Consider the following 12093-nt stretch of genomic DNA (forward strand, 5'->3'; position numbering starts at 1 on the left):
TTCGACCGATGCTGCTTAATCGTTATTCATTTTTGATCTTCCTAGCAAAACAGCACCATAGGCTGCATCCTTAATCGGCAAGATCAGCTTTGTTTGCGGGTAGCTTTGTGCAAGCTTCCGCTCCAATGCATCTTTTACAAAACGAGATTTTTGCAGCACACTTCCTGCAATGGCAATCGGACTGTCATATAACTCTAGTCGCTCAATAACAGGCACCACAAGCTCAAATAGACTGGCTGCACATTGCTCCGCCAGCTCTAGCGCCTGCGCATCCCCCTTCTCGCAGGCTGTCGTCATAATCGGTGCGAGCTGCGCAATATCTTTTTTCGTTGTATTGTTATGATAAACAAAGCCAATAATCTCTTTCACAGTGCTTAGCCCTAGCTGCTCGTATACGAGCGCCGGAATGATCGTATTCGTTATTCTTCCGTCCTCTGCTTGAACTAACACGGACAAGAGATCACGCCCAATGCAATAGCCGCTTCCCTCGTCATCAATCAGATGGCCAAAGCCTCCTGTGCGATGCTGCTTTCCCTTTTCATTCACCCCGAAGCAAATCGACCCTGTACCGGCAATGAGAATAATGCCTTGCATCGCATTTTGTGCTCCGTATAAGGCTGTTTCTTGATCACCGGTAATCGTTAAGGGCCCTATGTAACCATTGTCTCTCACATGCTTCTCCAAAAAATGAACTACTGACGGATTACTTACTCCTGCCGCTCCTATACAGATATGAGTAACTTCCTCTATATTGCTGCAGTAGAGCTTTGTTCGGTTAAAAATTTCCTCAAAGGAGGCAGCAATAGCATCAGCATCACCACCGTTATAATTAATTGGCCCTACAGTAAAGGTTAATAAAGCATCTTCCTGGTCATGGGCAATTGTGACTGCTGTCTTGGTGCCGCCTCCATCAATTCCAACGATATATGCCATACTCATGTCCCCCTAAAGCTGAATCGTAATGTTGGCAGTTGGAGTAAGCTCACCATTCAGGATTGGAATAAGTGATTTGAATGCATCTAATGTATACTCAAATGCTGCAATTCCGCAGAACTCACCTTCGATTAATGTTAAATCATAGGGTCGGCCCAATGCAATTGCCGTTACTTTACAGTCCGCTGTCAACAGCTTCTGTACAAGCGCAAGCTGGCCTTTGTTTTCACGCGCATTGAACAAGCCGATTACAACATGCTTGTAGCCTTTAGCCTTTTGCAGCGCTGCGTTAATTTGCTCCTCGCTCGGATCAATGTTGATAATCTCATACGCTGCATGAAAATGCTCACCCATATATTGCGGGAAGCTAAGATCTTGATTCACGCTGCTGGATGCAAGATCGGTGCGATAGGAATAGGAGCCCATAAATAATACCTGCTCATCATATGTCTGAATTGGCACAATCTCACCGTTAATGCGGCAGATCGTTTCCGTACGCATCAGATCATTCGCACGGCGATGTACATCGCAGCCAACGATCTCGTAATCCAGCTCCTCCATAGCCGCATATTGGGCTTTATAAGCTAAAATTTTTGTAACAGCTGCATCAATAACCGCTTCATCCAAATCACCGGTTGCTACAGCTTCTTCTATCAAATGAATCGCTTCTTTAACCGTTTCAGGCGTATGACTAATGAATACCAAATCAATACCTGCTTTAACGGCTCCTAACGCTCCCTTTGCAGTACCATAATAGCGTTTAATCGCATCCATTTCCAAACAATCCGATACAACTAACCCTTTATATCCTAGTTTCTCTTTTAATATCTCTGTAATAATCGTATAAGACATCGTTCCCGGCACGCCGGACTTTTCGATTTGCGGGAATAAAATATGTGCGCTCATAATGGCTTGAGCGCCTTGCTCAATCGCAGCCTTAAACGGCAGCAGTTCAAGCTGCTCTAATTCCTCAAGCGTTTTATCAATCGTAGGCAAGCCAATATGCGAATCGACATTTGTATCGCCATGACCCGGAAAATGCTTAAGCGAGGACATTACGCCTCCATCCTGCAATCCCTTCATCATTTGAATCCCATACTCTGATACCTTCTGGGCAGAATCCCCGTAAGAGCGAACGTTGATAACTGGGTTCAAGGCATTATTGTTAACGTCCATCACGGGCGCAAGATTGAAATTAATACCTAATGCTTTCAATTCTCTGGCAGTCATTCTGCCTGCTGCATACGCATTTTCAGGTCGGCCTGAAGAAGCAATTGCCATTGCCCCAGCAACATTTGTCGCGTCCTTGGGCATTCGAGTAACTCGACCGCCCTCTTGGTCAATCGTAATAAAGCCCGGGATGCCTGTATGTGTCGTGAACCATTGCTGCAACTCCGTTACAAGCCCGCCTAATTGATATTTATTTTCGATATTGTGTGAAAATAAAATAATATTGCCGACTTTATACTGCTCGATGACTTCCTTCAGCTCAGGAGATATCTCAGTTGACGGGAAGCCTGTTACGAACATTTGCCCGATCTTCTCGCGCAAGCTCATTTGTTCTATTGTTTTCATCAATTGCTCACCATCCGCTAACGATATAAATGATATTGCTGTTTCATTTCTGCAAATTGCTTGCTTTCCTCTGCAAACTGTTCAAGCAGCTGCTTTGCTTGAATATTTTCCGTACGATACATGCTGTCTCCGCCCAGCAAATCGATAAATGGGCGTGAGCCCTCCTTCACAGGAGGCAGGAATGAAAATTGCTCATATAAATCTCTTATCGTGAATAATAAGGTTACGCCAACTTCTAACGGCTTCATCACTTGGATGTCTGTTATATATATTTGTACCCCGCCACATAGCTCGCCAGCATGCTTAGATGACGCCGGCTTGAAATGAACAGGACGGAAATGCACGCCTGGAATTCGTTTGGCGTTCATCTCATCTGCCAATTGCTGCGCTTGAATGAAGGGAGCGCCAATCATTTCAAATGGGAACGATGTACCGCGTCCTTCGGAGCAGTTGGTACCTTCAAATAAGCATGTACCTGTATATAATAACGCTGTTTCATATCGCGGTATCCCAAGTGAAGGATGAACCCAAGTTAATTGTGTATCCGGGAAGGACATGCTCCGTTCCCAGCCCTCCAAACGAACGACATGAAGCGATGCATTCCAATTCATTTGATCATTTGCCATCATTGCTACTTCACCTGCAGTTAGGCCGTAACGAACAGCTAGCTCGTAATTCCCAACAAATGATTTGAAGTTAGGCTTTAAAATATTCCCTTCCACGTGTACCCCGTTAAGCGGATTCACACGGTCAAGAACAACAAATTCTATGCCTGCCTTAGCACAGTCTTCAAGTGCATACAGCATCGTGTATATAAATGTGTAATACCGTACACCAACATCTTGAATATCGTACACAACGATATCTACTTCACCCAGCATTTCCTTTGTTAAACGCTTGGAGTCTTTACGGTATAAGCTATAGACCGGAACATTCGTAAGAGGATCCATATACGTCTCTACTAATGCCCCTGCTTCCAAATCTCCACGGACACCATGCTCAGGTGAAAACATCGCAGTAAGATTAAAGTTTTCATGTAAAATTGCAATCGTTGATTCAAAATCTTTTGTAAGCCCTGTCGGTGTTGTAATTAATCCTACTCGCTTACCTTCAAACAAATGACGATACTTCGTAATCGAATCGATCCCATTTAACACCATTTAAAGTTGCCTCCTAGCTGATCTCTTGCTTTATAGTTCCCTCGCATCATTCAAACCTCCTGTGAACGTCCAGGATAGGGCCAAGAAATTTTGCCCATTACTACTGGCTGAGAAGCTCCAGTTACTAGTTGAATATTGTTTGGTAATCGCTTCATCGTATAATACGCTAGTACAGCAAAAGCAACTGCTTCTTTAGCATCACTATTGCCACCGATATCCTCCTGCGTCAGCACCTGCACCTTATAGGGTACAAATAATTGCTGCAAATCACGCAATAACGTTTTGTTATAGCTGCCACCGCCACCAACTAACAATTGCTGGGCTTGATACTGTGGTGCAATATACCGTTCATAGCTATCGACGATGCTCCATGCTGTTAGGTGTGTAGCTGTAGCAATAACATCTTCAGCTTTCCAGTTATTAGCCTCCATCCATTCAATAATTTGTGCAACGTATTGTTGACCAAATCGTTCTCTGCCTGTCGATTTCGGTAAAGGCATCGTATAATATTCATCTTGCTGCATCCATTTCAATAGCTCATCAATCACTTGACCGCTCGCAGCAATTCCACCGCCATCATCCATTGTCATTGGCCCGTATAATTGCGCTACAAGCCCATCGATAATCATATTTCCAGGACCAGTATCAAAAGCAAATACCTGTTCCGGCGAGGCATTTGCAGGAAGAACAGTCACATTTCCTATTCCTCCAATGTTTTGCAGCAGAAGTGTTTTCTCCGGATGGTTAAACAATAAATATTCAGTAAATGGTACTAACGGCGCTCCTTGTCCACCCATTGCCATGTCAGCGACTCGAAAGTCTGATACGCAAGGAATTGCTGTGCGATTCGCGATAACTGCACCATCGCCAATTTGAACCGTACAATGCAGGTTATAGCCGTCCATAATATTTTCTTTCGGTGCATGATAGATCGTTTGGCCATGTGATCCTACTGCAAATATTTGTGATGGCTCCAGCCCGCATTTCCCTATAACGGACAATGTGGCTTGGGCGTATAGTTCACCAAGCCACATATTCATTGCGCCAACTTTATCAATCGTAGCGTTCGCCCGATCAAAAAGCTCAAATATTGAGTTTCTAACTTGCATCGGAAAAGGAGTGTTCTCAAAAGCCAGTAATTCAATCTCTACTCCATGCTCTTTTTCCGGCATTGGAGAAAGTTTAATTACCGCTGCATCAATACCATCTACTGATGTACCAGACATCAAGCCAACTAAGTATGTTACATCGACTTTTGATTGTTTGTCCATTAACCTTTCACCGCTCCAACCGTTACCCCTTCAAGGAAGTATTTTTGTAAACTGAAGAACAAAATAAACATTGGAACTGCTGAAATGGTTGCACCTGCCATCATTGGCGCAAAGTAAGTTGTATTCGCAAAGCGGAAGTTTTTCAAGCCGACCTGAATCGTTTGCATATCCATCGTATTCGTTACTAGGAATGGCCAGAAGAAGTCATTCCATGCTGCCATGAACGTTAGGATCGCCAGTACTGCCATAACTGTTTTTGATAGAGGCAAAATGATATGCCAGAAGATTTTAGGTTGAGAACAACCTTCGATTTTAGCAGCCTCAATAATTTCAACTGGAATGGAAGACATGAACTGCTTAACCAAGAAAATGTTATATACCGTTACTATGCTTGGCATAATCAACGCTGTATATGTATTTTGTAATTCAAAAATATTTACGATCAATATATATAGTGGAACCTGTGTTACTTGGCCAGGAATCATCATAGAGCCTAGCAAAATAGCGAACAAAATGTTTCTCCCTTTAAATCTCATTTTTGCAAAAGCATATCCTGCAAGTGTAGCAAAAAATACGTTAGATACCGTAATACACGCTGCCACAATAAATGAGTTTATTAACCAATCCCATGAATGTGGGCTGAAGTTAAAGAAAAATGTATAGGATTCAAATGAAATCTTCGACGGGACAATAGAATAGCTCATTGCACCAGCTTCTACCGGATCACCGAACGAGGAAATGATCATAAAGTATATCGGGAAAATGGTAGCTGCGGCAAATAGGATAAGGAACGTAATAATTAGACCATTACGGACGAACAGATACCCTTTGCTTCTTATGTTATTGTTGAACAAACCCATAGTATCCTGCCCCTTTCCTAGTATTCTATTTCTTTACCCAAAAATTTAAATTGAAGGTATGCAATAAATGCGATAATCGCTGCTAGAAGTAATGATTGTGCTGCTGCCTCACCAAACTCAAAATATGTGAACGCATTGTTAAAGATTAACAAACCTACCATTGTTGTTGCATGGTCTGGTCCACCGCCTGTCATAAGATAAGCGTTTTGGAATACTTGGAAGGAACCAATGACACCTGTAACAAGTAGGAATAGCGTTGTTGGCTTAAGGAAAGGAACGACGATAAACCAAAGCTTTTGCAAGAAAGTCGCGCCGTCAATTTCAGCTGCTTCATAATAGCTGTTATCAATACCGAGTAATGCAGCTAGATAGATAATAATGGCTGTACCATGACTGGATAGCCATGACATTAATACAAGTGAAAACATGGCAGTTGCGCTGGAACCAAGCCAGTTTTGATTATCAATTCCAAAAAAACCCACAACCTGATTGGCAATACCTGATTTTAACGGATCGAAGATCCACAGCCATACAACAGCAAGCGCTACACCAGATGCTACAGCTGGCAAGTAATATACAGCTTTAAAGATTGTTTGTGTTCTTTTCTTGAAAGGTATAATCAAAATTGCAATTAAAAAGGATAGAAAAATATTAAATGGAACAGTTAGTAACGTATATACTAACGTGTTTTTCAATGCTTTCCAGAAAAGTTCATCTGAAAATGTGTTAACGAAGTTTTCCAGGCCGACATAAGTGGACCCTAATGGACGATATTCTTGTAAGCTGATCATAAAAGCATTAATTACTGGATATGCGGTAAATAAAGAAAACGCAATAAGTGCTACTGCGATAAACGCGTATCCCCAACCTGAGTCACTTTCGAGTTTTAATTTTCTTCTTTTTGTCAACGTTTGATTCATTGGGTCGCACCTCTCTTCTTCAAAAAAGTAAAAACTCTAGACCAAATTCAGAAGGAAAGCTGTACGCTCTAGCTGCGTACAGCTTTCACATGCCAATCTATGACAGACTAGTCAACTACAATACCATCTTCACCGAAGGATTTAATTGCAGCTGCTTTAACTGCATCATACATTTCTTGTGGAGTAATCTCATTTGCAAGTAATGCTTGTAGTTTAGGAACGATTACTTCCGTTTCAATTTTAATTGCTTCAGCAGCTAGATCAGTTGGGATATCTGTACGAGCTGGAACCGCTTTAGACATCATAACTTGGTCTGCTTTAACGTTATCTTCATTACGAGGATATTCTTCAAGCACTGCAGCATTACGTGCAGATTCTGTAATTGGTGTTAAGAACAGTTCATTACTGTAATTAGCCGCAATGGATCCAGAAGATAGGAAATTAATGGCTAAACCAATATTCCTAACATGCTCTTCAGAAGGCTCTTTTTTGCCACGAAGCGCAATGTAACCATCAACAACAGCAGTTGGAATGTAACCAGCACCGTTAAATGTAGGAACAGGAAGCGCAATGTATTCAGCTTCGATTGAATCCGCTACTGCAGAACCATCATTTGCTTTAATTTTTTCATTGTTTAGACGAGCGGAGTTTTCAAAGCTCGCTAGACCTTTACCAGTGATCATGGTTTGACCAGTTAAGAACATGTTCCAACGCTTACCTGCATCGATAGAGCTTAGTTCTTTAGGCATTGAACCATCATCGATCATTTGACGGATACCTTCAAGCAGACCTAAAAAGTTTTTGCTTGTGTAAGAGTACTTAAGGCTTTCATCAAAGTAGTCTGGCAAACCAGCAGATTTAGCCATAATACTAAGATAGTCCTTAGATGTAACACCAGATGTTGCGAAAACGAAACCATACTGAGTTATTTCACCTTTATCGTTTTTAACGACACCTTTACTAATTGCATCGCGGAATTGTTCATATGTCCAACCGTTTTGTTGAACATTTTTCCAGTCGATACCAGCATCCTCTAAGAACTGTTTGTTACCGCCGATAGAATGAATGGCCAAGTAGGCTGGCAAACCATATTGGGAATCGCCCAATTGGAAGTATTTCATTGCAACTTCATCATAATCTGCTTTAACTTCATCTGAAAGTACAGCATTAAGATCAAGTAGAACGTCTAGTGCAACATATTTAGAAATTGCTGTAGAACCAACCCAAGCGATATCTGGAGGAGAACCCGCATTTACTTGAGTATCAAGTTTTTGTGTCATATCTTCCCAGCTAGCTGGTTCGATTTTCAAAGTCAGGTGGGGATACAATTCATTAAATTCTTTTTCCATATCTGCAAAACGTGCCTGGTAGTTAGCCGATACTGGAGGCAATAATGCAGTAATCGTATCTTTTTGCAGTTCAGAACCACTGTTGCTGCTGCCTTGGTTTCCGGAATTTGTAGAATCTGGTGCGTTATTTCCGTTTCCTCCACAAGCGGATAATAGTGATAACATCATGATTACTGACAAAAATAGAGTTAATACACTTGATCTTTTTTTCATCGATAGTAGCCTCCTCAATTTTTAAAAGCATCAATCCAGTTATTCCATTTCTTTTCCACTTAAGCCAATGATGAGATTGCTTGTTTCAAGCGTCCTCCATTTGCGTTAAGTGTTTGTTCTGCTTCCTTTGCATCTAGCCCCGTCTTAATCATCATTATTGCCAGCTTACAATTCATAGATGCTTTTTCAAGTGTTGCTGCGGCGGTTGATGTATCTACACCAGTCGTATTCATAATAATACGGACTGAGCGATCTACCAGCTTAAAATTACTAGCTTTTAGATCAACCATTAAGTTGTTATACGTTTTTCCTAACTTGACCATTGTGCATGTTGTCAGCATATTAAGCACCAGCTTTTGAGCAGTCCCTGCCTTTAATCGAGTCGAGCCGCTAATGACCTCCGGCCCTACAACAGGTGAAATACAAACATCTACAATGGGTTCAAACTTTGAGCCTTTGTTGTTACAAACACCGATAGTGGCTGCCCCAAGCTCCTTTGCTTTCGTTAAAGCTGCAATAACATAGTTTGCACTGCCGCTTGCCGAAATCCCAATAAGTACATCTTTGTTTGTTACACCGATGCTTTCGATTAATGCGATCCCTTCATCAGCATCGTCTTCACAGCCTTCAACCGCACTACGCAAAGCAATATCACCACCAGCGATATAGCCCTGTACTAAGGAAGGATCTGTACCAAAAGTAGGAGGACATTCGGAAGCATCCAAAACGCCTAATCTTCCTGATGTGCCAGCTCCTATATAAAACATTCTTCCACCATTAGACAACCTATGGTATAGAACATCTACCGCCTTTGCAATCTGCGGAATTTCCTCAGCTATGGCTGCGGACACCAGAGCATCTTGTTGATTCATTAGCTGGACCATTTGTTCCGTCGTGCATTCATCTATCATTAATGTGTCTGGATTCACAGCCTCTGTTGTTAATCCCGCAAGGTAGTCATTCATAGCCGCCCTCCTTCTTGTTAGCTGAATTTCACATATAATTTACGATATGTGTTAGATTAATTAACATTAACTATTTTTATACTAATATATTGCCCTCGATTCGTCAATAGATTTTGAAATAAAATTTCATAACAGAATATTATTTTGTTTTTTTATTTCAATTCCTATACACTCTGTTATGTCACATTTATAAATCGCTTACAAGGAACTTTTTGATTTTTATTAAACGCTTACAGTACTATCGGTACAGCATTCCTGAAAAAAGAAATCGTTGTCTTATATGCTGATTTCCGATCCAACTGAAGCATGAAATTACACAATCACTAGATCCCATTGTTTGAGAGAATAGGATGTTAAGTATAAAAATAAGTGTATTAAACACAAAAAGAAAGCATTGATCTATGATCAATACTTTCTTCCAAACTCATTCCATCAGAGCCTAATATCTGAGTTTTTTCTTCAATATATTATGTGTTTTTGTTAAGTAAGTCTTTACTTCCTCATATTCTGCACTTGCGACACCAGCAAATAATATGTCGATGATCGTAAGCATAGCAATACGTGAGCCCATAGCACCACTGCGAATTGTTATTTCAGGTGTAGATATACTAAGAACAATATCCGCTCCCACTGCTAGCTCACTTTTATTGTACTTCGTAATCGCAATACATTTCGCTTTGTTCTTTTGAGCAATTATCAGTGCATCAATAATATCACTAGTTGCTCCAGAGTTAGAAATGAAAATGGCAACATCATCTTTCTCAAGTAAAGTTGCTGCTGTGAGCTGACTATGACCATCCGTATAGGCATGGCACATCTTATTAATTCGTGAGAACTTCTGTACCCCGTCCATACAAACTATTCCTGAGGCACCAATTCCAAAGAAAGCAATTCGCTTACTATGACATAGTAATTCTACAGCTCTTGCAATTTCTTTTCGGTCAATGACACTAAGCGTGTCCTCAATGGACTTGCAATTATTCAATGAAATATTTGAAATAATTGTCGAGAGATCATCGCCCGGCTGAATATCTGTATATTGAGCCTTCGGATCCTCATCACGAGAACCCAAAGAAGCTGATATACTCACAATAAAATTGCGGTATCCGCTGTAACCCATCGTCTTACAGAAACGAAGGACAGATGCATCACTTGTTTTACTCGATTGAGCCAATTCCTTAATCGATAAATGAGGGATTTCTTCCTTATTTTCTAAAATGTAATCTCCAACCAATCGTTCAACTGGAGTAAAACTTTCTCTCATTTCACGAATCTTAATTAATATGTTGTCATTTAGACTCATAATCTACCTACTCAAGATTTAATTAACACCTCGATAATATCATAAACAATTTAGACAACCTAATTCAATAGCAAAATACATTTTGGCAAACTTAAAATTAATATTCCAAGCTTCATTTGAAGCAGACAGCCTGGATTACTCGTTAGCATATAGCTTGCTTGCGTGTTGTTCGCATGCTCCATTTTATGCTCAAGGATGGAACCCGCCATCTCAGGCTGTACGACATTGTATATGCCGGCAGAGCCGCAGCAGCGATCAGATTCGACCATTTCAACATATTCAGCGTTAACTATTTGATTCATTAATATACGTGGTGCGCTTGAGCTTTTCATTACATTGCGCAGATGACACGAGTCCTGATACGTCACTTTAATTTTCTCAACTTGTAGAGAACTTTCTTTTTGTGCAAATTTCGGTATACGTCCCTTTTCTACAACCTATAATTACTGCACTTATTTCATCTAACGTCTTTGTATTCACGAACCCTCACTGGCTTAAGGGTGCCAGCCCGGGTCCGACGGACTTAGCCAGTGCAGGGTTGTCCGGCTGCTTCCACTTCCCTGAAATTCCTCTGCTGGACCAAGGGCCGAATGGCCCGATGCGTGAATATAGTGTTAGCAGAAGTTCTAATATTACCTATAGTTGGTGACTTGAATTGTCTCTAATCCTTCTGCTGACAGAATTCTATTAATCATCGTTCTGAATTGATCAACTGTCAATATTATTGCTTTATTCAATACATCATATATTGGTACTTCTTTTAAATTCTTTATTGTTGTAGAAAACAACAACATTTTCATGCAACCCATAAATTTATGTTCTGGAAACAATATTATCGGAATCTTCGACAAGCTAATTGCATTTAAGAAGTCTCCCATTAGATGCTTTGGATTCTGTTGATTCTCAATTTCTATTCCGAATAAATGCATTGGACGCATATTTATGTATTCAACGGTTTCTGGAGGTTCTATATTATGATCTCTTACATTCATATTGGAAATTTCCCGCAATCCAGTTTCAAGTTCTCTTATAAAATCAAGACTATGAATTAGTTGAAACAGTTCAATATCGTTCGCAAGTCTAAATACACCCAAACTAATTATCCTAGAACGATTCTTAATAACTGTTGGTGTTATTGCAATATCAATCCTTGGTGAATATATTGAGATTGCATTATCTTCAGTTCGATACGTCAAATCAGCTAAGTTATACTCCGTGATTGGTTCACTTAAGCAAGATAGCCAGTTTTTATTGAAATCAATAGCATCGTAGTTCAGATTATTATCTTCTGTGTATTTCTTATAACTGACAATTGACGTTCATATTCTGACTTGATTCTCAAATATGCTCCTGGATCATTTCGATGAAGATTTATTATCTTTCTTTCAAAATATCTATTCAGTTTAATAGAGACATCTCTTTGAAAATCATCTGTCAGTGTCATCAAAAACCAACTCTCTAATATTAGAATTTTTTCTAACGTCTTCCACTTCACTGAAATCCCTCTGATGCTTGAATATGGTGTTATCCAAAGTACTCGACTT

Annotated in this window: 10 protein-coding genes and 1 pseudogene; all 11 read right to left on the minus strand. The window is 40.4% G+C overall.

Translation table 11 applies throughout. The annotated features are described in order from the left end of the window. Nucleotides 1-15: 15 nt before the first annotated feature. On the minus strand, nt 16-933 hold the full coding sequence (locus IEW11_RS09730) for an N-acetylglucosamine kinase (RefSeq protein ID WP_188530860.1): 918 nt from the start codon (nt 931-933) through the stop codon (nt 16-18). A 12-nt stretch (nt 934-945) separates the two neighbouring features. Continuing rightward, nucleotides 946-2508 (minus strand): glycoside hydrolase family 3 protein, encoded by a 1563-nt coding sequence (locus IEW11_RS09735; protein ID WP_229725095.1) that lies wholly within the window; start codon nt 2506-2508, stop codon nt 946-948. Nucleotides 2509-2525: 17 nt separating this feature from the next. Then, entirely contained in the window at nt 2526-3668 is a 1143-nt protein-coding gene (locus IEW11_RS09740; protein ID WP_188530862.1) for an exo-beta-N-acetylmuramidase NamZ family protein, read from the minus strand. A 50-nt stretch (nt 3669-3718) separates the two neighbouring features. Continuing rightward, the gene (locus IEW11_RS09745; protein ID WP_188530863.1) at nt 3719-4939 is read right to left on the minus strand and encodes an anhydro-N-acetylmuramic acid kinase; all 1221 of its coding nucleotides are present in this window, start codon (nt 4937-4939) and stop codon (nt 3719-3721) included. Further along, entirely contained in the window at nt 4939-5799 is an 861-nt protein-coding gene (locus IEW11_RS09750) for a carbohydrate ABC transporter permease (protein WP_188530864.1), read from the minus strand. The genes IEW11_RS09745 and IEW11_RS09750 overlap by 1 nt, the downstream gene beginning before the upstream one ends. Before the next feature lie 17 nt (nt 5800-5816). Beyond that, complete coding sequence (locus IEW11_RS09755; RefSeq protein WP_188530865.1) at nt 5817-6719, minus strand: carbohydrate ABC transporter permease; 903 nt, start codon at nt 6717-6719, stop codon at nt 5817-5819. A gap of 107 nt (nt 6720-6826) precedes the next feature. Beyond that, nucleotides 6827-8281: an ABC transporter substrate-binding protein gene (locus IEW11_RS09760; protein WP_188530866.1), complete on the minus strand. Its 1455-nt coding sequence runs from the start codon at nt 8279-8281 to the stop codon at nt 6827-6829. 59 nt (nt 8282-8340) lie between these two features. Further along, the gene (gene murQ, locus IEW11_RS09765; protein WP_188530867.1) at nt 8341-9246 is read right to left on the minus strand and encodes an N-acetylmuramic acid 6-phosphate etherase; all 906 of its coding nucleotides are present in this window, start codon (nt 9244-9246) and stop codon (nt 8341-8343) included. Between the two features lie 439 nt (nt 9247-9685). Then, complete coding sequence (locus IEW11_RS09770; protein WP_188530868.1) at nt 9686-10549, minus strand: MurR/RpiR family transcriptional regulator; 864 nt, start codon at nt 10547-10549, stop codon at nt 9686-9688. A 101-nt stretch (nt 10550-10650) separates the two neighbouring features. Next, nucleotides 10651-10983 (minus strand): annotated as a pseudogene (locus tag IEW11_RS09775) ((Fe-S)-binding protein); the annotation flags it as partial. A 198-nt stretch (nt 10984-11181) separates the two neighbouring features. Beyond that, nucleotides 11182-11745 (minus strand): hypothetical protein, encoded by a 564-nt coding sequence (locus IEW11_RS09780; RefSeq protein ID WP_229725097.1) that lies wholly within the window; start codon nt 11743-11745, stop codon nt 11182-11184. Nucleotides 11746-12093 lie beyond the last annotated feature (348 nt).

It is taken from the genome of Paenibacillus abyssi (genome assembly GCF_014640295.1).
Lineage (GTDB): Bacteria > Bacillota > Bacilli > Paenibacillales > Paenibacillaceae > Paenibacillus_D > Paenibacillus_D abyssi.